The organism is Bacillus sp. FSL R9-9497 (assembly GCF_038005805.1).
In the GTDB taxonomy this organism is placed as follows: domain Bacteria; phylum Bacillota; class Bacilli; order Bacillales; family Bacillaceae_G; genus Bacillus_A; species Bacillus_A cereus.
Map to the genome: position 1 here is coordinate 1,728,632 of NZ_JBBOTY010000001.1, position 22,855 is coordinate 1,751,486.

Consider the following 22,855-nt stretch of genomic DNA (forward strand, 5'->3'; position numbering starts at 1 on the left):
AATTGAAATGAAGCAGCAGTATACAGCGTATGAGAAGTTACAGTGTGAAGAAATGACAGGCGCTGGGCACGTGATTCAAGGTTTGAAGAAATTGGGTGTAACGACCGTTTTCGGCTATCCAGGCGGAGCGATTTTACCAGTATACGATGCGTTATACGAAAGTGGTTTGAAACATGTTTTAACTCGTCATGAACAAGCTGCCATTCATGCGGCTGAAGGATATGCGAGAGCTTCTGGGAAGGTCGGGGTAGTCTTTGCTACCTCTGGCCCAGGGGCGACAAATTTAGTTACGGGCTTAGCAGACGCTTATATGGATTCGATTCCTTTAGTTGTCATTACCGGCCAAGTTGCAACGCCTTTAATTGGTAAAGATGGATTTCAAGAAGCGGATGTTGTCGGAATTACAGTACCTGTTACGAAGCATAATTACCAAGTTCGTGATGTAAATCATGTATCACGAATTGTGCAAGAAGCTTTTGACATCGCCAAAAGCGGAAGACCGGGACCAGTATTAATCGATATTCCAAAAGATGTTCAAAATGCAAAAGTCACCAGTTTCTTTAATGAAGAAGTTGATATTCCGGGGTACAAACCAGAACTTGTACCAGACAGCATGAAACTTAGAGAGGTGGCTAAAGCAATTTCAAAATCAAAGCGTCCACTTCTTTATATTGGAGGAGGTGTCATTCATTCAGGTGGATCCGATGAACTCTTCGAATTCGCAAGGGAGAACCGTATTCCAGTCGTTTCAACTTTAATGGGACTTGGTGCATATCCACCGGGAGATCCATTGTTTCTAGGGATGCTTGGTATGCATGGGACATACGCTGCTAATATGGCGGTAACAGAATGTGATTTACTACTTGCATTAGGTGTACGCTTCGATGATCGTGTAACAGGAAAATTAGAACTTTTTTCTCCGCACTCGAAAAAAGTACATATTGATATTGATCCTTCTGAGTTTCATAAAAATGTAACTGTAGAGCATCCGATTGTTGGTGATGTGAAAAAAGCGTTACACATGTTGTTACATATGTCTATTTATACACAAACAGATGAATGGCTTCAGAAAGTAAAGGCATGGAAAGAAGAATATCCACTTTCTTATAAGCAAAAAGAATCTGAGTTAAAACCACAGCATGTGATCAACTTAGTAAGTTAATTAACGAATGGTGAAGCGATTGTCACAACAGAAGTAGGACAGCATCAAATGTGGGCTGCTCACTTCTATAAAGCAAGAAAACCTCGGACGTTCCTTACCTCTGGAGGATTAGGAACAATGGGGTTTGGGTTCCCAGCGGCAATTGGTGCTCAGCTTGCAAAAGAAGAAGAACTTGTCATTTGTATTGCAGGTGATGCTTCTTTTCAAATGAACATTCAAGAACTACAAACAATTGCTGAAAATAATATCCCTGTAAAAGTATTTATTATAAATAACAAATTTTTAGGGATGGTAAGGCAATGGCAAGAAATGTTTTATGAAAATCGTTTATCAGAGTCAAAAATTGGCTCACCAGATTTTGTGAAAGTGGCAGAAGCTTATGGAGTGAAGGGATTAAGGGCGACAAATTCAACAGAGGCGAAACAAGTGGTGTTAGAAGCATTTGCTCACGAAGGTCCTGTCGTAGTTGATTTTTGTGTAGAAGAAGGTGAAAACGTATTTCCGATGGTTCCGCCAAACAAAGGGAATAACGAAATGATTATGAAGAGGTGGGAAGAATGAGTCATACTTTTTCACTCGTTATTCATAACGAGCCAAGTGTCTTATTACGTATAAGTGGAATTTTTGCTCGGCGTGGCTATTATATTTCTTCTTTACATTTAAACGAAAGAGATACGAGTGGCGTTTCTGAAATGAAACTCACAGCAGTTTGTACTGAAAATGAAGCGACATTACTTGTTAGTCAGTTGAAAAAATTAATTGATGTACTGCAAGTAAATAAATTATAAGGGGTGTATGGAGTATGAAAACGTATTATGAGAAAGATGCAAATGTAGAGTTATTACAAGGGAAAACAGTTGCGGTAATTGGTTATGGATCTCAAGGGCATGCGCAGGCACAAAATTTACGTGATTCAGGTGTGGAAGTTGTAGTTGGTGTTAGACCTGGTAAATCGTATGAAGTAGCAAAAGCAGATGGATTTGAAGTAATGTCTGTTTCAGAAGCGGTTCGAACCGCACAAGTTGTACAAATGTTATTGCCAGATGAACAGCAAGCACATGTATATAAAACAGAAGTAGAAGAGAATCTCCGTGAAGGACAAATGTTACTTTTCTCACATGGATTTAACATTCACTTCGGTCAAATTAATCCGCCAAGTTACGTAGATGTAGCAATGGTTGCGCCAAAAAGTCCAGGTCATCTCGTTCGCCGTGTATATCAAGAAGGAAATGGTGTTCCGGCATTAGTCGCAGTGCATCAAGATGCGACGGGAACAGCGCTACATGTAGCATTAGCGTATGCAAAAGGTGTAGGTTGTACACGGGCGGGTGTAATTGAAACGACATTCCAAGAAGAAACCGAAACGGATTTATTCGGTGAGCAAGCTGTACTTTGCGGCGGGGTAACTGCACTTGTGAAGGCCGGGTTCGAAACGTTAACGGAAGGTGGATATCGTCCTGAAATTGCATACTTTGAATGTTTGCATGAATTAAAGCTAATTGTTGACTTAATGTACGAAGGTGGATTAACGAATATGCGCCATTCTATTTCAGATACGGCAGAGTTTGGAGATTATGTAACAGGATCGAGAATTGTTACAGATGAAACGAAGAAGGAAATGAAGCGTGTTCTGACAGAAATTCAGCAAGGTGAATTTGCGAAGAAATGGATTTTAGAAAATCAAGCAGGGCGTCCGACGTATAACGCAATGAAAAAAGCAGAACAAAATCATCAATTAGAAAAAGTGGGAGCAGAGCTTCGTGAAATGATGAGTTGGATTCATGCACCGAAAGAATTAGTAAAGAAATAGAGTAAGAGAGTATAAATGAAAAATATGTAAGAGGGGATTTGACAAGATGAGAAGTGACATGATTAAAAAAGGTTTTGATAAAGCGCCGCACCGTAGTTTATTAAAAGCAACTGGTTTGAAAGATGAAGATTTTGATAAACCTTTCATAGCGATTTGTAATTCTTTTATTGAAATTATTCCAGGGCATAAACACTTGAACGAGTTTGGGAAACTTGTAAAAGAGGCAGTTCGTGCGGCAGGTATGGTACCATTCGAATTCAATACAATTGGAGTTGACGATGGTATTGCGATGGGACATATCGGTATGCGTTATTCTCTTCCGAGTCGTGAAATAATTGCAGATTCAGTAGAAACGGTTGTAAATGCACACTGGTTTGACGGCATGATTTGTATCCCAAACTGTGACAAAATTACACCAGGTATGATGATGGCTGCACTACGTATTAATATTCCGACTGTGTTTGTTTCAGGCGGCCCGATGGCAGCAGGAAAAACATCTAAAGGAGAAGTTGTTGATCTGAGTTCCGTTTTTGAAGGAGTAGGAGCTTATCAATCTGGGAAAATTTCAGAAGAAGAATTAAAAGATATTGAAGATCATGGCTGTCCATCTTGTGGCTCTTGTTCGGGTATGTTTACCGCGAACTCTATGAATTGTTTATGTGAAGTGTTAGGTTTAGCTCTTCCTGGTAACGGGAGTATTTTAGCAATTGATCCAAGACGTGAAGAGTTAATTAAACAAGCAGCAGAGAAATTGAAAATTTTAATTGAAAGAGATATTAAACCAAGAGACATTGTAACGGAAGAAGCAATTGATGATGCGTTTGCGCTTGATATGGCGATGGGCGGTTCAACAAATACAGTGTTGCATACATTGGCGCTCGCGCAAGAGGCTGGATTAGATTACGATATGAACCGTATTGATGCCGTTTCAAGACGTGTACCACATTTATGTAAAGTAAGCCCTGCTTCCAATTGGCATATGGAAGATATTGATCGTGCGGGCGGGATTAGTGCAATTTTGAAAGAGATGAGCCGGAAAGAAGGAGTACTTCATCTTGATCGAATAACTGCTACGGGGCAAACATTAAGAGAAAATATTGCTGAGGCAGAGATTAAAGATAAGGAAGTTATTCACTCTCTTGAAAACCCTCATAGTGAGGAAGGAGGATTGCGTATATTAAAAGGCAACCTTGCGAAAGATGGAGCGGTTATTAAAAGCGGTGCAACAGAGGTAAAGCGTTTTGAAGGACCTTGCGTTATTTTTAATTCACAAGATGAGGTACTTGCTGGCATTATGCTTGGGAAAGTGAAAAAAGGAGATGTAGTTGTCATTCGTTATGAAGGACCAAGAGGTGGCCCTGGTATGCCAGAAATGTTAGCACCAACATCAGCAATTGCTGGAATGGGATTAGGTGCTGAGGTTGCATTATTAACGGATGGACGTTTCTCTGGAGCTTCACGTGGAATTTCAGTAGGACATATTTCACCAGAAGCAGCAGCTGGTGGAACGATCGCACTTCTTGAACAAGGGGATATTGTATGTATTGATGTTGAAGAACGCTTGCTAGAAGTAAGTGTGAGTGATGAGGAATTAGAAAAGCGTAAAAAAGAATGGAAACGACCAGAACCGAAAGTGAAAACTGGCTGGCTTGGACGTTATGCACAAATGGTAACATCGGCGAATACAGGGGCTGTTCTGAAAATCCCGAATTTTGATTGAGCCAATTTAAAAGAGATAAGGATGATATATAATGGTGCAAAAGGTAAAGGAGAGAGTGAAAATTGAAGATATCTTAATGGCTCATAATTGCATGAAAGATATTGTTATTAAAACACCGTTACAACGTGATACAGTTTTATCTGAGAAATATGATTGTGACGTTTATGTAAAACGAGAAGACTTACAATTAATTCGCTCTTTCAAAATTCGTGGTGCATACAATTTGATTCAAAGTTTACCGAAAGAAAAGTTACAAAACGGTGTTGTTTGTGCAAGTGCTGGTAATCATGCGCAAGGAGTTGCTTATACATGTAATTTATTGAAGATTCCGTCGAAAATATTTATGCCCACAACAACACCGAAACAAAAAGTATCACAAGTACAATTTTTCGGTGGTGATTTCGCAGAGATTGTATTAGTTGGTGATACATTCGATAGCTCTTTCCAAGAAGCACAGTGTTATTGTGAAGAAAATAGAATGACATTTGTTCATCCGTTTGATGATCCGTATGTAGTTGCTGGTCAAGGGACAGTGGCAGTTGAAATTATGCATGATATGGAGAAACCGGTTGATTATATCTTTGCGGCAATCGGCGGTGGTGGATTAGCATCAGGTGTTGGTACATATGTAAAAGGTGTTAGTCCTACTACAAAGGTTATTGGTGTAGAACCGATGGGAGCTGCATCTATGAAAGAGGCTTTTCTTCAAAATGATAATGTCGCATTAGAGAAAATAGATAGTTTTGTTGATGGGGCAGCGGTTAAAAAGGTAGGAAAGTTAACTTTTGAAACTTGTAAAGATGTAATTGATGACATCGTTTTAGTACCAGAGGGGAAAGTTTGTACGACGATTTTAGAACTGTATAAGAAAAATGCGATTGTAGCTGAACCGGCTGGTGCACTCTCTATTGCAGCACTTGATTTATACAGAGATGAAATTAAAGATAAAACAGTTGTATGCACATTAAGTGGTGGAAATAATGACATTGATAGAATGCAAGAAATGAAAGAACGATCTCTCATTTACGAAGGGTTAAAGCATTATTTCATCATTGAATTCCCGCAGCGTTCAGGCGCGTTAAGAGAATTTCTTGATAAAGGATTAGGGCCAGAAGATGATATTACTCGTTTTGAGTATATTAAGAAACATAATAAGGAAAATGGTCCAGCATTAGTCGGAGTAGAATTAAAACATAAAGAAGATTATGAGCAATTAATTACTCGCTTTAAAGAAAATAATATTCAATTTATGGAGCTTAATAAAAACCCTGTTTTGTTTGATTTGCTTATTTAATAGAAGGGAAGAATAAGCATCTAAATAAAAAAGATAGATACAAGCGAGGAAATATAGTGCTTGTTCTATCTTTTTTATAGTTAAACTAGATACTCATTAAATTCAAGAAGAATAAAGCTAGTTAACCAAAAAAATATCGCAATGCGAATAATTACATACATAGTAAATTCAAAGGTAGTAAGTTTTTGTTCGCGTTTTATTTTTTTAGAAATCTAACAGAAAAAACTGAACATAAAAGTAGAACGGCTATAGACATTTTATAAATATTTTCTAACAAACTTACATTTTCTAATAAGTTTTTCAGCATGTTTATCACCTATTCTGTAAAGTAGATTACAGAGAAATAGATCTTGAGCTGTCTAGTTTCGTTTATTTTTTATTTTCCCTGTATCATCAATTTCTACATCAGTTGAAATTGTTTGTAAATATTGAAGAGCTTTTTTCTTTTCTTCCTCATTTACAGGGGAAACTTGGTTGTTGCGAATGATATAAGGATTGAATGACATTTGGACATCCTTTCCTTTAAAAGTTAAAGTTAATACGCCAGTTTCGGCGCTTTTTCCATTCACATAACTTGGGAATAAAAAGTTACCTAATGAGTAAGCGATAGGAACTTTATTATAATACTCAAACCCTTGTAACCAATGTGGATGGCTTCCGACAATCGCGTTAGCTCCTGCTTCAACCATTTTAGGTACATATTGCTTTTGGTATTCTACCGGACGGTTTGATTTTTCAACGCCCCAATGCATATAGACGATTAAATAGTCTGCATCTTGTTTTTGTTCTTTAATTGTTTTTGTTACAAGATTTAAATCATAGCCATTCGCAACGCCAGGTTTATTCTCACCAGCTACCCAATTAGAATCAGGCATAAATCGAACGAAGGAAAGAAATTTAAACTTTTTCCCTTTTACGGTCATTTCTCGTGCAGTATATGCATCTTTTGCATTTTTTCCGGCTCCAATGTAAGGGAACTTTAATTTTTCTACGTGAGAAATCGTATCCAATAATCCATCTTGCCCATAATCAAGTGTGTGGTTATTCCCAATATTTACGATGTCATATCCAGTGTTTTTAATAGCTTGTAGTGTAGATGGATCACTTTTAATCCAAAACAATTGCCCAGGTGCTTTCTTTTCTTTCGTTGTAAATGCCGATTCTAAATTCACAAAAGAAATATCAGCTTTTTTTATTTCTTCTTTTACATGTTGGAATGGGTAATCAACCCCATTCTTTTCGATTATAGGACGTAATTGCCAATCAAACATTGTATCACCAGAGAAGGTGAGTGTGATTTCTTGGTCTTCTATTTTCTTTTCGCTTTTTGAAGCGGTTTTACTAGATTTGTTTTGCAAATCGGGTTTGTCTTTTGCTTTTGAAATAAAAGAGTAATTGATTAATAAAACAATCGGTGTAATGAAAAAGGCTATTAACAAAAATCGTTTTAGTAAAGTTTTCATATATACCTTCCCTTTTAATATTATCCCGCAATTAAATTAACACTGAATCTATTAAAGGTAATTAAAGTTACAAAAAAACAGCGGGTTATGTAGTGGAAAACATTTGTTAATATTCTCAATATTAAGTTAACATATAGATAACCTGTAAATCAATGTATAAACCAAAATATAGAAATAAAGAATTCGAAGGGTGAAGAATGAGAAATGGTTATATTAGGAGCAGTTGTAAATGGGATTTGTATTATATTTGGTACTTTACTTGGTAAATTATTTAGTAGGATTCCAGAAAGTATGAAAGGGACGATAATGCACGCAATCGGTTTAGCGGTTACTGTGCTTGGGCTTCAAATGGCATTAAAAAGTGAAAACTTTCTTGTTGTCATACTGAGTTTAGTGATTGGTACGGTAATTGGAGAATGGTTACAATTAGAAGAAAAGTTAAAACATTTAGGGGATTGGCTAGAAAATAAAGTTGGATCGAAGGGGAAAGGAAGCATATCAGAAGGTTTTGTAACAGCTACTTTAATTTTTGCAATTGGTGCGATGGGGATACTTGGTGCACTTGACAGTGGGATTCGCGGAAATCATAATATTTTATTTACCAAGGCAATTATCGATGGATTTATTTCTATTATATTAACGACAACTCTAGGAATTGGCGTAGTATTTTCGGCGATTCCAGTTGTTTTATATGAAGGTGGTATTGCAGTTTTTGCAACACAAATTAATAGTTTTGTCCCGGAAGAATTAATGAACCAATTTATAGTGGAGATGACGGCTGCGGGCGGCATTATGATATCTGCTATTGGATTGAACTTGCTTAGTATTATTAAAATCAAGGTGGCAAATTTACTTCCAGGTATATTGGTAGTGGGTGTAATTGTTTCAATTATTTATGGTTACGGTTTGTTAGTAAATTAGTAGAGGATGGAAACACATATGGAGGAATTTCAATTTACAAAACGTGTGCATAAAATATTGGAGATTGCAGCAGAAGAGAGTGAGTGTAGCATAATTCACCCGGTCCATCTGTTTATAGGTATGTGTAAAGAAGGTACAGGAGTTTGCGCTGAGTTATTTATGTATTTGTTTCATAAAGTCGGTCCAGATTTTTTAGAAAAACTTTCGTTACGAAAACGATTCGATTTACATAATCAAGAGTATAAAAAAATAGAGCAATATAAACTATCTTATAATGCGATAGAAATTTTACAAATAGCGAAGAAACGTATGGAACGCTTTCAGCAAGTAGTAATCAATGAAGGACATATTATGTATGCATTATTTCGTGTAGATACAGATATTGGTGAATTTATACATACACAAATGCAAGAAGATATATTACGTATTACAGCTGCACCGAGAGACTTAGCGGTTGATTTAAATAGTTTTAAATCTATTTATAATACATTATTTTGTCATGTAAGAAGAGCTAGTCCTTCTGATTTTGATAAGTTATCACGATTTGTGGCGGATGAATTTGGTGAACGGTGGTTACAGTCGGTTGATTATGGATTTCGGACATATAATGAAAAGTTACCTATCTATATTGCACAGCAGGAGGAAGTGATAATTGGTTTCGCCTGTTACGATGTAGTGAGAGGAAAGAAAGGATTGTTTGGTCCAATGGGCATAGCGAAACAAAATCGTGTGAAAGGTGTAGGAAAAGAATTATTGCATCATTGTTTATATAATATGAAGCAAGATGGATATGAATATGCGATTATTGGACAAGCAGGTCCCATTGAGTTTTACGAGAGAAATTGTAATGCTCGTTTAATATCGATAGATAATAAGTAACCAACTTCATCTAAAGGAGTTGGTTTTATTATGAAAATGATGTAGAGATGTAGTGGTTTTTACTAGAAAATAGCGGGTTTTGTAGTAAATCTTGCATATAAAGCAAATTACTAAACTTTTTACAAGAAAGGGTGTAGAATGGGTATCTAAAGAAAGAAGGTGTGAAAATGGCCAGCTGGAAACGAAATTTAATGATTTGTTGGCTAGGTTGTTTTACCACTGCAGCCGGTATGAGTTTAGTAATTCCTTTCTTATCTTTTTATATTGAGGAATTGGGAGTAACTGGCACTTCAAGCATTGCACAGTGGTCGGGACTTGCATTTGGTGTAACATTTTTAATGGGTGCGATCGTATCACCAATATGGGGAAAGCTTGGTGATATACATGGACGGAAATTGATGCTAATTCGTGCTAGCCTCGGTATGGCGATTATTATGACGCTTATGGGGTTTGTAACGGATGTATATCAATTAGTCGCACTAAGATTTTTAATGGGAGCAGTATCTGGTTTCCTTTCAACCGCAATGACATTTATTGCAGCAGAAACTCCGAAAGAACATTCAGGTTGGGCAATTTCCACAATTTCAACTGGTGGTGTAAGCGGTTCGTTACTTGGCCCGTTACTTGGAGGTTATTTATCTGAATTAATTGGAATGCGTCATGTCTTTCTTGTTACAGGAGCTTTTTTATTCCTTTCCTTTCTCATCGTTTTTTTCTTCTTGCATGAAGAAAATCACTCTGCTCAAGCAAAAAAAACACAGCCGAAAAAAGTATGGACGATGGTCCCAGCGAAGCATTTAATTATTAGTTTGTTTGTTACAACATTTATTATTCAACTTGCTAATATGTCAGTTCAACCAATTGTTACATTGTACGTGAAAAATTTAGTAGGCCCTCATACTGCACATATTGAAACAATTGCGGGAGCAGTTATGTCAGCGACAGGATTAGCCGTTATTTTGGCAGCACCAAGACTAGGAAGATTATCAGATCATATCGGTCCTCAAAAAACGTTAGTTGTAGCGTTATTTGCTGCAGGAATTATTTTTATCCCGCAAGCATTTGTAACCTCAGCTTGGCAACTATTAATTCTTCGATTTTTATTAGGTATCGCACAAGCAGGATTATTACCTTCCGTACAAACTCTACTAAAACAACATACACCAACCCATGTTACGGGAAGAATATTTGGATATAATCAATCATTTCAGTTTTTAGGAAATATGATTGGTCCAGTACTCGGGGGACAAATTGCAGCGCATGCAGGTTTCCAATATGTTTTCCTCTCTACATCATCACTATTATTTATTGCGTGTATCTGGGTTTATTTTCATAATAAGAACGAAGAGGTATCAGAGAAACGACATTTGGAAGTTAGTTAACTAAGTGAATAAAAAAAGGATGAAGCAATCATTGCTTCATCCTTTTCTTTAAAATTTAAGACATAGATAGCTTAATGTACCAAGCTCATAACTACGGTGAATGACTTCACCGCTATTTTCACCACTTCCCATAGCGATAAATAAAGGAACAAAATGTTCTGCTCTTGGTACTGCTAATTGTGCATGAGGAGCATTTTTTTCCCAATTAAACAATGCATCTTTATCGTTATTCTGCATATGTTTAATAATCCAATCATCAAATTCAATTGCCCATTTTTCAGGTGTAGTTTGATTCCATTTCAGTGCTCGTAAGTTATGGACGGTAACACCACTCCCGATTACTAAAATATCTTCTTGTCCGAGTCCTTTAAGTGCTTCTCCAATTTTAAATTGTTCTTTTGCAGAAAGGAATGGATTTACTGATATTTGCACGACAGGAATATTTGCTTCTGGATACATGCGGTGCAGGAGTGTCCATGAACCATGATCTAAACCTCTCGTCATATTATGATGGACTGAAATACCTTTGTTCTTAAATTTTGTTTCTAACATAGATGCAATGCTAGAAGAGCCTTTCGCACGATATTTGATTTCGTATAACTCAGGGGGAAAACCTCCAAAATCATAAATTGTTTCATACTCGTTATCTGATGAGGAAATCGTTAATACTTCACTTTCCCAGTGAGCAGTGAAAATAACAATTGCTTTCGGTTTATATGTTTCTCCAAGTGTTTTTAAAAATCGTGTATAGTCTGTATCTTGAATAGCGAGCATAGGCGAACCATGTGCTAAAAATAATGATGGCATCATAATAGTAGAAACCTCCTAAAAATTATATAGTTACTTTATGTAAGTAACTATATAATTTTATTTCAGGTTCGTCAAGAGATCAGTTTGAAAGCAAGTCTGAAAAATACATCATTTGTCATAATGAAAGCAATTACATATAATATAAAATAAGAAAAGTGAATGGATATTCATTTCTCTTAAAGGTATACATAATAGAGTTGGGAGCTGACGAAATGAATGTACAGGAAAGTTTCGTTACGGCATTGGATGGATCGGAAATTTATTTGCGTAAGTGGTTACCAGAAGGAGATCCGAGAGGAATTATTCAAATTGCACATGGCATGACAGAGCATGCAGGGGTGTATACAGAATTTGTGGATGCTTTATTGGAAGCAGGGTATGGTGTTTATGCGCATGATCATAAAGGACATGGGAAAACAGTAAAAAAAGAAGAAGATTATGGTCATTTTGAACCAAATATAGGGTGGAATCAAGTTGTAACGGATGTTATCTTTGTTTCAGAAAGGATAAAAGAAGAGCAGTCAAGTCCTTTGTTTTTACTTGGACATAGTATGGGTTCTTTTTTATCAAGACGTGCTGTACAACTTAGGGGTGAACTATATGATGGATTTCTGATTTCAGGAACAGGTGGAAATCCAGGGCTTTTAGGAGTTATTGGTCATAAAGTAGCAACAATCGAAATGAAGTTGCGCGGGGCAAAAACGAAAAGTCCAATGTTAAACTTTTTATCTTTCGGAAACTTCAATTCGAACTTTAAGCCAAATCGTACAAAATTTGATTGGTTATCTTCAGATAATAATCAAGTTGATAAATATATTGCGGATCCGTTATGTGGTTTCATTTGTACGACGAGTTTTTACCGAGAATTATTTTCTGGTGTATTAGAAGTAAATAAACTAGAAGAATACAAGAAGACGCCAAAGAATCTTCCAATACATATATTCTCTGGTGATCGTGATCCTGTTGGCGATATGGGGAAAGGTGTAAAAGAAGTATATGAAAACTATAAAAAATGTGGTGTGAAAGACGTGACACTACGTTTATATGAAAATGGTAGACATGAAATGTTTCATGAAGTAAATAAGGATGAAGTATTTAAAGATTTAATTTCGTGGTTAGATGCGCATAATAAATGAGAAAGATAATCCCAAACTGTTTGTAGTTTGGGATTATTTATTTTACAGAAATACGGGCAATAAATTCTTAAATTTACTTTACTTAATAAAAAATAAATCTTATTCTAGAGTCGTTAAAAAAATAAAGAAATATTGTATGAGAGGAAACCTCACTTTTCTGAAGTGAGGTTTTTTGTAGTAACGAAGTAATAGTGAATAAAACTAATTTTAAAAATAATTTAAAATCAAACTATTTATAAAGAAACAGATGCCTGTTCATAATAGTAGTATAATAGTGAATGAGGTGTTAATAGAATGGAAGATAGAACATTAGGTTTATTACTAGATGTTGTTGGTGAATTATTTTCAGATGAAATTTCAATTGCTGTTTCGAATACGAAAGAATATATTTACTATCGGCCAAGTAAACGAATTGATTTAAAGATTAGTGTTGGGGATCCTATAAAGGAAGGAACGATTGCTCATAAAGCGATGGTGATGAATCAAAAAACATCTGAGTTTATGAATCGGGATGTTTTTGGTATTCCTTATCATGGAATGGCTGTACCATTTTCAAACAATGGAAAGCTTGAAGGGTGCGTAACGGCAATTTATCCAGCTTTAACGGATGGAAAGTCAGTCGTTACTTTAAAAACAACAGACGGCTGGATTCCGGTTCCTTTTTCAAAGGTTATGTATTTAGAGGCTAAAGATAAAAAGACGTACGTGAATTCAGAAGAGTTATCAGGAACACATAAATACTCTCTGCAAGAATTCGAATACTTGCTTCCTAAAGATTCATTTATTAGATGTCACCGTTCGTTTATTGTAAATGTTAATCATATTAAAGCGATTTATCCTGATACCCATTCTACTTTTGTACTTTCGATGGATAATGGTGAGAGAGTACCAGTTAGTCAATCATACGCTAGTTATTTCCGTAAGCTTCTAGGATTCTAAATTTTTCTGCTTTAGAACCTAAATTTGCTGTTCTGTCTGAATTTTCGTTATTGTATACTAAAATCCCTATTTTGATAGTGTAAATGTGTAAAATAATTATGAATATTCAATGAGAGAGGGATTACATATGGAGAATAATTTAGATAGAATCAGAGATCAACGTCTAAAAGATCGGGTAGTTACACCTGAAGAAGCAGCTTCCTGGATTCAAAGTGGAATGACTTTAGGCTTAAGTGGGTTTACACGTGCAGGTGATGTAAAAGCAGTCCCATTTGCGCTTGTAAACCGAGTTAAGAATGATGAATCTTTTAAAGTAAATGTTTATACTGGGGCTTCTTTAGGCTCGGATGTAGACAAATTATTTGCTGAGGCAGGAATTTTAGGGAAAAGATTACCTTTCCAAGCTGACGCGACGATGCGAAAAGGAATTAATAACGGAGACTTTTTATTTGTGGATCAACACTTATCTCATACAGCAGAGTTACTCCGCGCTGACGTTCTGGATATAGATTTCGCTATTTTGGAAGCGGTTGCGATTACAGAGGACGGAATGATTATTCCAACCACTTCAATTGGAAATTCCTTAGCGTTTTCCTTACATGCTAAGTCTATTATTATTGAAATGAATATGGCTCAATCCACGCAATTAGAGGGACTACATGATCTATATGAACCAGGTAAACAAGGGGAGAGGCTTCCAATTCCGCTTGTGAAAACAGATGACCGAATTGGAACAATCGGTATTCCAATTGATCCTGAAAAAGTAAAGGGAATTGTGTTTACGAATCAATTGGATTCGCCATCGACAATTGTTCCTCCGGATGAAGAAACGGTCATTATGGCACAGCATTTAATAGAATTCCTTCGAGAAGAAGTTAAAATAGGGCGATTAAAAAATCGTTTAGCGCCGTTACAATCAGGAATTGGTTCAGTTGCTAACGCAGTATTGCATGGAATGTTAGATTCAGAATTTGAAGATTTAGAAGTGTATTCTGAAGTTTTACAAGATGCAGTTTTTGATCTTATGGATGCTGGAAAAGTCAATTTTGCTTCTTGTTGTTCTATCACGCTTTCTGAAGAGAAAATGCAACAAGTATTTTCTAACTTTGAAAAATATCGTGACAAATTAATGATGCGTCCGCAAGAGATTTCCAATCATCCTGAAATCATTCGTCGCCTTGGATTAATCTCAATTAATACTGCATTAGAATTAGATATATACGGAAATGTTAACTCTACTCACGTTTTAGGTACAAAAATGATGAATGGAATTGGTGGGTCTGGTGATTTTGCAAGAAATGCACGCCTAGCTATCTTTGTTACTAAATCGATTGCGAAAGGTGGTAACATTTCAAGTATTGTTCCTTTCGTTTCTCATGTAGACCATACTGAACATGATGTAGATGTTATCGTCACTGAACAGGGGTATGCCGACTTAAGGGGACTTGCGCCAAGAGAAAGAGTGGAACTTATTATTGAGAATTGCGCACATCCAATGTATCGTGAACAGCTACGAGCTTATTACGAAGAAGCAAAAACAAGAGGTGGACAAACTCCTCATATTTTAGAAAAAGCTTTTTCTTGGCATACGAATTATGCTAAAAATGGAACAATGCTTGAAGCGATAGTAGAAACTGTATAGGTTTGTATCGTACGAAATAGTAAAATGAATGAGTGAGTTTGAAGATTAAATTTTAGAAAAAGAGAACGCCAACTTTTAGGGATGGCGTTCTTTTTCTTTAAAAAAATTGTTAAAAATTGTACTGGTTATAATAAAGATTTATAAAAATAATCTCTAATTTATGAAAAAAAGGTTTTTTAAAGTGCTTTCCGAATCAATTTAGTAGTTTACATATCGAAGGTGAGGAAAAAGAATCATGAAGATAAGAGAAGCGTTACTAAGTGAAGCAAATGAATTAAGTGAATTCGCACTACAATCAAAAGCAACGTGGGATTATAGTGAAGAATTCATACTTGCTTGTAAGGAAGATTTAACAATTACAGAAGAATACATAAAAAATAATTTTGTATATGTTTTAGAAAACGATAATGCGAAGATTGGTTTTTTCTCATTTTTACGTAATGATAAAGCTCTCGATTTCTTGTACATTCATCCTGATTACAAAGGAAAAGGTTACGGGAAAATACTTTGGGAGTATGTAATAGAAAAAGCCAATGAACTAGGATTAAAAAGTTTTACAATTGATAGTGATCCGAATGCAAAAGGATATTACTTGAAAATGGGAGCACAGTTAATAGGAGAGACGCCATCAACTGTCTTTAAGGATCGTTTACTGCCTCTTTTGAAATATGATGTGTAAAACTATTAATAGTAGGGGAAGATTAGAATGGATGATGTAAAGGAAAAAAGAATATATGAAGCACTAATAAAATCGTGGTCGATTGAAACAAGTTCAAAGTGGACAATTGAAAATCCAGCAAAGGGACAGTGTGGTGTAACGGCTTTAGTCGTTCAAGATATATGCGGAGGTGAAATCAAAAAGACAAAAATAGGGGAGGTGTGGCATTTTTATAACTGTATAGGTGGGGAGAGGTTTGATTTTACAGAGGCTCAATTCAATGAAAACCCGAATTATTTGGATGTGGAATCAAATCGGGAAGAAGCATTTGCAGATACAAATGAAAAACAATATAGCATTTTGAAGGGAAAAATAACGAAAGAATTAAAATTATCTTTTGACTCTTAATCTTTAATAAGTTACTATAATGGTGGTAACTTATTAAAGGGAACTTCATAGAGTTGAAAGGGGAAATACTTTTGAAAACAACTTATGTAAACGCTACAATTGTAACGATGAATGAACAAAACGAAGTGATAGAAAATGGATATATCATTGTAGAAAATGATCAAATTATAGATGTAAAGAGCGGAGAATTCGCTAATGATTTTGAAGTAGATGAAGTAATTGACATGAAAGGAAAGTGGGTTTTACCAGGGCTTGTCAATACACATACACACGTTGTAATGAGCCTTTTAAGAGGTATTGGAGATGATATGTTATTACAGCCATGGCTTGAGACGAGAATTTGGCCACTGGAAAGTCAATTTACTCCAGAGCTTGCGGTCGCTAGTACGGAATTAGGATTACTTGAGATGGTGAAAAGTGGTACAACATCATTCTCTGACATGTTTAATCCAATTGGAGTAGATCAAGACGCAATTATGGAAACGGTATCAAGGAGCGGGATGCGAGCTGCTGTTTCAAGGACTTTATTTAGCTTCGGAACGAAAGACGATGAAAAGAAAGCGATTGAAGAAGCTGAGAAATATGTGAAGCGTTACTATAACGAAAGTGGCATGTTAACTACGATGGTTGCACCACATAGTCCATATACATGTAGTACAGAATTGTTAGAAGAGTGCGCACGGATTGCAGTAGAGAATCAAACGATGGTTCATATCCACCTTTCTGAAACAGAGCGTGAAGTACGTGATATTGAAGCACAATATGGAAAACGTCCAGTAGAATATGCAGCGAGCTGCGGATTGTTTAAACGCCCAACAGTTATTGCACACGGTGTAGTATTAAATGACGATGAGCGTGCATTTTTAGCAGAACATGACGTTCGAGTAGCTCATAATCCGAATAGTAATTTAAAACTAGGTTCTGGTATAGCGAATGTAAAAGCGATGCTAGAAGCAGGAATAAAAGTAGGAATTGCAACAGATAGTGTTGCATCTAACAATAATTTAGACATGTTTGAAGAAATGCGCATAGCGACTTTACTACAAAAAGGTATTCACCAAGATGCAACAGCTTTACCAGTTGAAACAGCTCTTACACTTGCGACTAAAGGGGCTGCTGAAGTAATCGGGATGAAACAAACAGGATCACTTGAGGTTGGAAAATGTGCTGATTTTATTACGATTGATCCATCTAATAAGCCGCATTTACAACCAGCAGATGAAGTGTTATCACATCTTGTGTATGCTGCTAGTGGAAAAGATATAAGCGATGTAATTATTAACGGAAAACGTGTCGTTTGGAATGGCGAATGTAAAACGTTAGATGAAGAGCGTATTATATTTGAAGCAAGTCGTTATAAACGAGGTTTGCAAAGATAACTAATTATGTGGCAGTTGAAAAAGCTATCCTTTTAAAAGGATAGCTTTTTTCTTGAACGAATAAATATTCAAAAGAATGTCGCATCTTTCTGTTCATATTTCTGCTATAATATATAACGCTTTATAATATTTTATACTTAAGGAGAACAACTCATGAAGCGAAAAAAGAGCCATTTAATGGTAATGGCACTTGTTACATCTTTATTATTAACAGCTTGTAATAATAAAGCGAATAAAAGTGATACAGAGGTTAAAAAACAAGTGTTAAATGTAACAGTATCAGAAGAAATTCCTTCTCTGGACACTGCGAAAACGATGGATGGTACATCAGCACACGTTATGCAAAACATATTTGAAGGGTTATATGTATTAAATGATCAAGATCAGCCTACTCCAGCAGTAGCAAAATCGTTTAAAAGAAGTGAAGATGGTAAGAAATATACATTTAACTTGCGTAAAGATGCAAAATGGTCAAATGGAGATAATGTAACAGCAAATGATTTTATATTTGCGTGGAAACGTGCAATTAACCCTGAAACGGCATCTCAATATGCATACATGCTCTTTTATGTGAAAAATGCGAAAGAGATTAATAAGGGAACAATGCCTCTTGATGCACTTGGGGTTAAAGCAATAAATAATTATACGTTAGAAGTTGAACTCGAACAGCCGGTTCCGTATTTTTTACAGTTGTTAGCACTACCTATATACTTACCACAGCATGAATCATTTTTGAAAGAACAAGGAAACAATTATGCATTGGAACCTAGTAATCTCATATATAACGGGCCATTTGTATTAGAAAAATGGAAGCATGAACAAGAGTTTCAATTAAAGAAGAATGCTGCATATTGGGATCGAAAGAAAGTGAAATTAGACGAAATAAACTTTCATATCGTAAAGGATACAATGACAGCTGTAAATTTATATGAAGCCGGAGATTTGGATCGAGTACCTATTAATTCGCAAGTTGTAGACAAGTATAAAGGGAATAAGGAATTACATATGTCGAGTGATCCTGGAATTGCTATGCTTCGTTTTAATGAAAAAAATACCGCGTTAGCAAATAAAAAGGTGCGTCAATCTATTTCATTAGCGTTAAATAAGGATGATTTCGTTGCTCACTTTATTAATAACGGAGCAAAACCTGCAAGCGGGCTTGTACCAGTTGGTCATGTAAATGAAGTGACCGGTAAAGATTTTAGAAAAGAAAACGGAGATCTTTCTTCATATGATTTGCAAAATGCGCAAAAGATTTGGAAAGAAGCGAAAAAAGAGCTTGAAGTAGAGCAAGTAAACCTCGAGTTTTTAACGTTTGAACAAGATAATGCAAAACGGATGGCAGAATATATAAAAGGTGATTTAGAAAAGAATTTGCAAGGAATCGCGATACAAATTAAACAACAGCCATTTAAGCAAAAATTACAGTTAGAACAAGCAGGTGATTACGATATAACTATGGCAAACTGGGGACCTGACTATAAAGACCCAATTAGTTATTTAGAGTTATTTACGACAGGGAATCCGAATAATAAAATGAATTATTCTAATGTTCATTACGATGAATTAATAAAGAAAGCGAAAACGGATTTTGTACTAGATACGGAAAACCGATGGGAAGCGTTGCGAGAAGCCGAGCAGGTATTATTAGAAGATGCTGCGGTAGCGCCGCTTTATCATATTGGCTCAGCATATGTACAAAAGGATTATGTAAAAGGAATTGAAAAGCATCAATTTGGTGGTATTTATACTTATAAGAATGCTTATATTGCTAATGAATAAATACAAAAAACCTTACTTTTTAAAAGTAAGGTTTTTTACACATGAATTCTATTAAATCGATTTTAATAAAGCGTAAAAATTCGTATCATATGGGACATCATCTTGATACATATAATTTTTTAGAACGCCTTCTTTTTCAAAGCCTAATTTTAATAGTACTTTATTGGAAGCTTCATTTTCAAGAAATACAATTGCTCCAATCCGCTTTAAATGAATCGTATGGAAACCGTATGATATAACCTCAGAAACAGCTTCAGTCGCATATCCTTTTCCCCAGTGTTCAGGCAAAAAGGCATAACTTATATTGGCTCGTTTATGCTCAGAAGACCAATCATGAAAACCAATGGTACCGATGAGTTCTTTCGTGTCTTTTAATTCGATTCCCCATTTTATACCGCTTCTTGCATTGTAACTCAACTTAAAGTTATGAATGATTTGTTTCACTTGATCAACATCTTGTAACGGTTTTTGGCCATAATAGCGCAGTACATTAGTATTAGAAAAGCATTGTAGTATACGCGGTGCATCTTCTTCGGTAAGTTCTCTTAAAATGAGTCGGTCTGTTTTCAATATAGGAAACATGCTTTCACTCCATTTCTTTTGAAACTAGAATGTGTTGTTATTATATAATCTAGTCTGAAAATAAAGATTATTCAAGAGGGGAGTATGGTTTTAATTTATGATAAAATTGATTGTGGAATATATTTCAAAAAGAGGTTTGTATATGGAGAAAAATTCAATTTTAATTGTAGATGATGATCAAGATATTGTTCAATTTATAAAAGTGAATCTAATGCAAGAAGGTTTTAAAGTTTTTAGTGCTCATAACGGAGAAGAGGCTTTAGAAATAATAAATAATAACAGTATTCAACTTGCTATTTTGGATATTATGATGCCACAAATGGATGGGATAGAATTGTGTAGAAGGATTAGAGAGAAACATAGTTTACCAATTATGTTTTTAAGCGCGAAATCATCGGATGTCGATAAGGTAATTGGATTTAGTACTGGGGCAGATGATTATATTGTGAAGCCGTTCAGTACAATTGAATTTATCGCAAGAGTGAAAGCTCAATTAAGAAGGTATACATATTTCAACCAAAATGCTGTCCAAGTAATGGAAAAGAAAATAAATATTAGAGGTTTAGAAATAGATGAAGTGTCGAGAACTGTAATGTTATATGGAGAAACAATGAATCTTACGAAAACTGAATATGATATTTTACACTTAATGGCAGCTGCGAAGAATCGTGTGTTTACAATTGAAGAAATATATGAGAGCGTTTGGAACGAAAGAGCCTATGAAAGTAATAATACAGTAATGGTTCATATTGCAAGATTGAGAAATAAAATTGAAGAGAATCCAAAAGAACCGAAGTTTATACAAAATGTTTGGGGAGTCGGATATAAAATTGAAGATTAGATCTTTACAGGGTATTAGGGCGAAATTTTTTTTAGCTTTCATATGTAGCATCTTGTTAGCGACTGTAAGTATAATAGTGCTTCAAATTTTAGTTGGAAATATATATAGTCATGTTAATGCGTTAGAGGAAAAATATTCATTTTTATACTTTATAGTTTTTTTGATTTTTACTACGACATACTTTGCATGTATGACAAAAACAATGATGAAAAGATTGTCTGAAATTAATAAGAACGTGAAGGAAATAAGTAATGGTAATTTTGAAGTACATATACCTATTTCAAAAAATGACGAGATTGGTGAATTAGCGACGAATGTAAATAGAATGGTCAAAAGTTTAAAAGAGTCTATCGAGAATGAAAAAAAATCACAGGAAATGAAAAATGAAATGATTAGTAATATTTCTCATGATTTACGAACGCCAGTAACATCTTTAATCGGTTATGCGGACCTGTTAGGAAATAAACTCCATTCGAATGGAGAAGAATGTGAACAGTATGTAAGTATATTAAAGCGAAAAAGTTATGAATTAAAACATCAAGTAGATGATTTATTAGAATACTGTCAAATAAATTATAGAGAGATTGAATTACATAAAGATGAAGTAGATATGAAAGCATTAATTGAACAAATCATGATTGGCTTTGTACCACAATTAGATGATGCTAATATGAGCTTTTATATTAAAAGTGATGAAGTGCTGTATGTAGAAGTTGATGTGGCACTTATAGTGAGACTATTTGAAAATATAATAGGTAATAGTATTATGTATGGAAAAGATGGAAAGGAAATTGCAATTGGAATTTCCAATAAAACAATGAATGTTGAAGTAGAAATTAAAAATTTTGGACAATGTATTCCGGAAGAGGACCTTCCTTACGTTTTTGAGAAATTTTATCGTAGTGAAAAATCACGTAGTTCTTATACTGGTGGGAAAGGAATGGGGCTTGCAATTTCAAAAAGTATAGCCGAGCTCCATCAAGGGGATCTAACTGTACGTAGTAACGATAAAGAAACAGTTTTCACTGTGAAATTACCGCAGTATAAAAAAGTAAGAAAGTCGTAAGTATTTCTTTTATATGTCGTAATTTTTACTTTGTATCATTGAGAAAAAGGATATGAGAGTAGGGATGCGACATGTGGAAGAAATTTTTATTAGTGATTATAGTTTCTTTTTTAATTATAAGTTGGATCTTAGTTTATGTAGCTAATGGTGTTACATCAGTTTTTGTTTGGTGGAGTATTCAGGCTTTTAGTTTTATTTCAGTTTTCCTCTTGATAGGATCAGTAATAATATTTTTTTGGAAAGGCATTTTTAGAAAGCGGATAGATAGAACGCTATTTTTAATCATTCTGTTTTCTATCATTGGAGCTTGGCCTGTCGGTTGGTTTGCTAATATAGGTAGAATTGCTTACCCAGCAGATATACAATCTATGAGTCCTAAAGCAGTAGTTCGTGTTCCTTTGAATGAACGAGCATTAATAGGCTGGGGCGGTGATCAGTTAGAAACGAACTATCATGTTATAAAGCCAAATGAAAGGTGGGCATATGATATCCTCATTCCACCTGCTGAAGTGAAAAGTAGTAAGTTAGAGGATTACGGAATATATGGAGCGAAAGTAATGGCACCAGCTTCTGGGACGGTTGTATCAATCAATAATGATGAAAAAGATTTAATTCCCGGATTGGATGATTTTCAGTCAATGGCAGGGAATTACATATATTTACGGATAGATGAAACAGAGACATTTTTGATTCTTGCCCACTTAAAGAAAGGGTCCATTAAAGTTAGAGAAGGACAACGTGTAAATGAAGGAGAATTTCTTGCTCAAGTCGGTAACTCAGGAAGTTCAAGTGAGCCATATTTACATATTCATCATCAAAGGCAAGACCCGTCCAAGGTAAGTATGTTTTTTGCGGAAGGATTGCCACTTTACTTTCGAACTGAAAATGGTGTCATGATGCCGGAAAGAGGGACATACATAAGTGGTAACTAGAAGAAAATCATTTCATCCAAAAAGGGTATTCCAAATTAAAATTGGAATA

20 protein-coding genes and 2 pseudogenes are annotated in these 22,855 nt (G+C 35.3%); 18 read left to right on the top strand and 4 right to left on the bottom strand.

What is annotated here, in order from left to right; all coding sequences use genetic code 11:
* Nucleotides 1–7 precede the first annotated feature (7 nt).
* From ilvB to ilvA, 5 genes and pseudogenes are all read left to right on the top strand, one after another.
* Nucleotides 8–1,723: pseudogene (ilvB, locus tag MKY21_RS09025) on the top strand (acetolactate synthase large subunit).
* Nucleotides 1,720–1,950: an ACT domain-containing protein gene (locus tag MKY21_RS09030; RefSeq protein WP_000019916.1), complete on the top strand. Its 231-nt coding sequence runs from the start codon at nt 1,720–1,722 to the stop codon at nt 1,948–1,950. Before ilvB ends, MKY21_RS09030 begins: the two are co-directional and overlap by 4 nt.
* A gap of 14 nt (nt 1,951–1,964) precedes the next feature.
* Entirely contained in the window at nt 1,965–2,972 is a 1,008-nt protein-coding gene (gene ilvC, locus MKY21_RS09035; RefSeq protein ID WP_044795702.1) for a ketol-acid reductoisomerase, read from the top strand.
* 46 nt (nt 2,973–3,018) lie between these two features.
* On the top strand, nt 3,019–4,692 hold the full coding sequence (ilvD, locus tag MKY21_RS09040) for a dihydroxy-acid dehydratase (protein ID WP_341075977.1): 1,674 nt from the start codon (nt 3,019–3,021) through the stop codon (nt 4,690–4,692).
* A gap of 31 nt (nt 4,693–4,723) precedes the next feature.
* On the top strand, nt 4,724–5,986 hold the full coding sequence (gene ilvA, locus MKY21_RS09045) for a threonine ammonia-lyase IlvA (RefSeq protein WP_000250321.1): 1,263 nt from the start codon (nt 4,724–4,726) through the stop codon (nt 5,984–5,986).
* 80 nt (nt 5,987–6,066) lie between these two features.
* Here the strand turns inward: ilvA and MKY21_RS09050 are convergent.
* Both MKY21_RS09050 and MKY21_RS09055 read right to left on the bottom strand, forming a co-directional pair.
* Nucleotides 6,067–6,293: pseudogene (locus MKY21_RS09050) on the bottom strand (hypothetical protein).
* A 52-nt stretch (nt 6,294–6,345) separates the two neighbouring features.
* A complete protein-coding gene (locus MKY21_RS09055; protein WP_341075979.1) occupies nt 6,346–7,449 on the bottom strand; it encodes a CapA family protein in 1,104 nt (367 codons plus the stop codon).
* 204 nt (nt 7,450–7,653) lie between these two features.
* Between MKY21_RS09055 and MKY21_RS09060 the strand changes: the two genes are divergently transcribed.
* The 3 genes from MKY21_RS09060 (at nt 7,654) to MKY21_RS09070 (ending at nt 10,631) form a co-directional block, all read left to right on the top strand.
* Nucleotides 7,654–8,370 (top strand): DUF554 domain-containing protein, encoded by a 717-nt coding sequence (locus MKY21_RS09060; RefSeq protein WP_016117577.1) that lies wholly within the window; start codon nt 7,654–7,656, stop codon nt 8,368–8,370.
* 18 nt (nt 8,371–8,388) lie between these two features.
* Nucleotides 8,389–9,249: a GNAT family N-acetyltransferase gene (locus tag MKY21_RS09065; RefSeq protein WP_000390845.1), complete on the top strand. Its 861-nt coding sequence runs from the start codon at nt 8,389–8,391 to the stop codon at nt 9,247–9,249.
* Between the two features lie 167 nt (nt 9,250–9,416).
* Nucleotides 9,417–10,631 carry a multidrug efflux MFS transporter gene (locus tag MKY21_RS09070; protein ID WP_000179303.1) on the top strand — a complete coding sequence of 405 codons (1,215 nt, stop codon included), beginning with the start codon at nt 9,417–9,419 and terminating at the stop codon, nt 10,629–10,631.
* A 48-nt stretch (nt 10,632–10,679) separates the two neighbouring features.
* On the opposite strand, the gene MKY21_RS09075 is transcribed toward MKY21_RS09070, so the two are convergent.
* On the bottom strand, nt 10,680–11,441 hold the full coding sequence (locus MKY21_RS09075; protein ID WP_016117578.1) for a DODA-type extradiol aromatic ring-opening family dioxygenase: 762 nt from the start codon (nt 11,439–11,441) through the stop codon (nt 10,680–10,682).
* Nucleotides 11,442–11,653: 212 nt separating this feature from the next.
* Between MKY21_RS09075 and MKY21_RS09080 the strand changes: the two genes are divergently transcribed.
* From MKY21_RS09080 to MKY21_RS09110, 7 genes are all read left to right on the top strand, one after another.
* Nucleotides 11,654–12,577, top strand: a complete 924-nt coding sequence (locus tag MKY21_RS09080) for an alpha/beta hydrolase (protein ID WP_001102590.1) — start codon at nt 11,654–11,656, stop codon at nt 12,575–12,577.
* Between the two features lie 294 nt (nt 12,578–12,871).
* A complete protein-coding gene (locus tag MKY21_RS09085; RefSeq protein ID WP_000390211.1) occupies nt 12,872–13,516 on the top strand; it encodes a LytTR family DNA-binding domain-containing protein in 645 nt (214 codons plus the stop codon).
* Nucleotides 13,517–13,643: 127 nt separating this feature from the next.
* Complete coding sequence (locus MKY21_RS09090; RefSeq protein WP_341075981.1) at nt 13,644–15,158, top strand: acetyl-CoA hydrolase/transferase family protein; 1,515 nt, start codon at nt 13,644–13,646, stop codon at nt 15,156–15,158.
* 235 nt (nt 15,159–15,393) lie between these two features.
* A complete protein-coding gene (locus MKY21_RS09095) occupies nt 15,394–15,837 on the top strand; it encodes a GNAT family N-acetyltransferase (RefSeq protein ID WP_000701893.1) in 444 nt (147 codons plus the stop codon).
* Nucleotides 15,838–15,864: 27 nt separating this feature from the next.
* Nucleotides 15,865–16,224 carry a YunG family protein gene (locus MKY21_RS09100; protein ID WP_098283975.1) on the top strand — a complete coding sequence of 120 codons (360 nt, stop codon included), beginning with the start codon at nt 15,865–15,867 and terminating at the stop codon, nt 16,222–16,224.
* A 53-nt stretch (nt 16,225–16,277) separates the two neighbouring features.
* Complete coding sequence (locus MKY21_RS09105) at nt 16,278–17,603, top strand: bifunctional S-methyl-5'-thioadenosine deaminase/S-adenosylhomocysteine deaminase (RefSeq protein ID WP_141529109.1); 1,326 nt, start codon at nt 16,278–16,280, stop codon at nt 17,601–17,603.
* A gap of 153 nt (nt 17,604–17,756) precedes the next feature.
* A complete protein-coding gene (locus MKY21_RS09110) occupies nt 17,757–19,385 on the top strand; it encodes a peptide ABC transporter substrate-binding protein (protein WP_000823521.1) in 1,629 nt (542 codons plus the stop codon).
* A 51-nt stretch (nt 19,386–19,436) separates the two neighbouring features.
* On the opposite strand, the gene MKY21_RS09115 is transcribed toward MKY21_RS09110, so the two are convergent.
* A complete protein-coding gene (locus tag MKY21_RS09115; RefSeq protein ID WP_016117584.1) occupies nt 19,437–19,967 on the bottom strand; it encodes a GNAT family N-acetyltransferase in 531 nt (176 codons plus the stop codon).
* A gap of 142 nt (nt 19,968–20,109) precedes the next feature.
* Between MKY21_RS09115 and MKY21_RS09120 the strand changes: the two genes are divergently transcribed.
* The 3 genes from MKY21_RS09120 (at nt 20,110) to MKY21_RS09130 (ending at nt 22,806) form a co-directional block, all read left to right on the top strand.
* Complete coding sequence (locus tag MKY21_RS09120; RefSeq protein ID WP_016117585.1) at nt 20,110–20,808, top strand: response regulator transcription factor; 699 nt, start codon at nt 20,110–20,112, stop codon at nt 20,806–20,808.
* On the top strand, nt 20,774–21,874 hold the full coding sequence (locus tag MKY21_RS09125; protein WP_116777434.1) for a HAMP domain-containing sensor histidine kinase: 1,101 nt from the start codon (nt 20,774–20,776) through the stop codon (nt 21,872–21,874). The genes MKY21_RS09120 and MKY21_RS09125 overlap by 35 nt, the downstream gene beginning before the upstream one ends.
* A gap of 71 nt (nt 21,875–21,945) precedes the next feature.
* The gene (locus MKY21_RS09130; protein WP_341075987.1) at nt 21,946–22,806 is read left to right on the top strand and encodes a M23 family metallopeptidase; all 861 of its coding nucleotides are present in this window, start codon (nt 21,946–21,948) and stop codon (nt 22,804–22,806) included.
* The last annotated feature ends 49 nt before the right edge of the window (nt 22,807–22,855 follow it).

Excerpts from the sequence above, each read along its gene's own strand:
- MKY21_RS09030 (WP_000019916.1), top strand. The coding sequence starts at position 1,720 with ATGAGTCATACTTTTTCACTCGTTATTCATAACGAGCCAAGTGTCTTA.
- ilvC (WP_044795702.1), top strand. The coding sequence starts at position 1,965 with ATGAAAACGTATTATGAGAAAGATGCAAATGTAGAGTTATTACAAGGG.
- ilvD (WP_341075977.1), top strand. The coding sequence starts at position 3,019 with ATGAGAAGTGACATGATTAAAAAAGGTTTTGATAAAGCGCCGCACCGT.
- ilvA (WP_000250321.1), top strand. The coding sequence starts at position 4,724 with ATGGTGCAAAAGGTAAAGGAGAGAGTGAAAATTGAAGATATCTTAATG.
- MKY21_RS09055 (WP_341075979.1), bottom strand. The coding sequence starts at position 7,449 with ATGAAAACTTTACTAAAACGATTTTTGTTAATAGCCTTTTTCATTACA.
- MKY21_RS09060 (WP_016117577.1), top strand. The coding sequence starts at position 7,654 with ATGGTTATATTAGGAGCAGTTGTAAATGGGATTTGTATTATATTTGGT.
- MKY21_RS09065 (WP_000390845.1), top strand. The coding sequence starts at position 8,389 with ATGGAGGAATTTCAATTTACAAAACGTGTGCATAAAATATTGGAGATT.
- MKY21_RS09070 (WP_000179303.1), top strand. The coding sequence starts at position 9,417 with ATGGCCAGCTGGAAACGAAATTTAATGATTTGTTGGCTAGGTTGTTTT.
- MKY21_RS09075 (WP_016117578.1), bottom strand. The coding sequence starts at position 11,441 with ATGATGCCATCATTATTTTTAGCACATGGTTCGCCTATGCTCGCTATT.
- MKY21_RS09080 (WP_001102590.1), top strand. The coding sequence starts at position 11,654 with ATGAATGTACAGGAAAGTTTCGTTACGGCATTGGATGGATCGGAAATT.
- MKY21_RS09085 (WP_000390211.1), top strand. The coding sequence starts at position 12,872 with ATGGAAGATAGAACATTAGGTTTATTACTAGATGTTGTTGGTGAATTA.
- MKY21_RS09090 (WP_341075981.1), top strand. The coding sequence starts at position 13,644 with ATGGAGAATAATTTAGATAGAATCAGAGATCAACGTCTAAAAGATCGG.
- MKY21_RS09095 (WP_000701893.1), top strand. The coding sequence starts at position 15,394 with ATGAAGATAAGAGAAGCGTTACTAAGTGAAGCAAATGAATTAAGTGAA.
- MKY21_RS09100 (WP_098283975.1), top strand. The coding sequence starts at position 15,865 with ATGGATGATGTAAAGGAAAAAAGAATATATGAAGCACTAATAAAATCG.
- MKY21_RS09110 (WP_000823521.1), top strand. The coding sequence starts at position 17,757 with ATGAAGCGAAAAAAGAGCCATTTAATGGTAATGGCACTTGTTACATCT.
- MKY21_RS09115 (WP_016117584.1), bottom strand. The coding sequence starts at position 19,967 with ATGTTTCCTATATTGAAAACAGACCGACTCATTTTAAGAGAACTTACC.
- MKY21_RS09120 (WP_016117585.1), top strand. The coding sequence starts at position 20,110 with ATGGAGAAAAATTCAATTTTAATTGTAGATGATGATCAAGATATTGTT.
- MKY21_RS09125 (WP_116777434.1), top strand. The coding sequence starts at position 20,774 with ATGTTTGGGGAGTCGGATATAAAATTGAAGATTAGATCTTTACAGGGT.
- MKY21_RS09130 (WP_341075987.1), top strand. The coding sequence starts at position 21,946 with ATGTGGAAGAAATTTTTATTAGTGATTATAGTTTCTTTTTTAATTATA.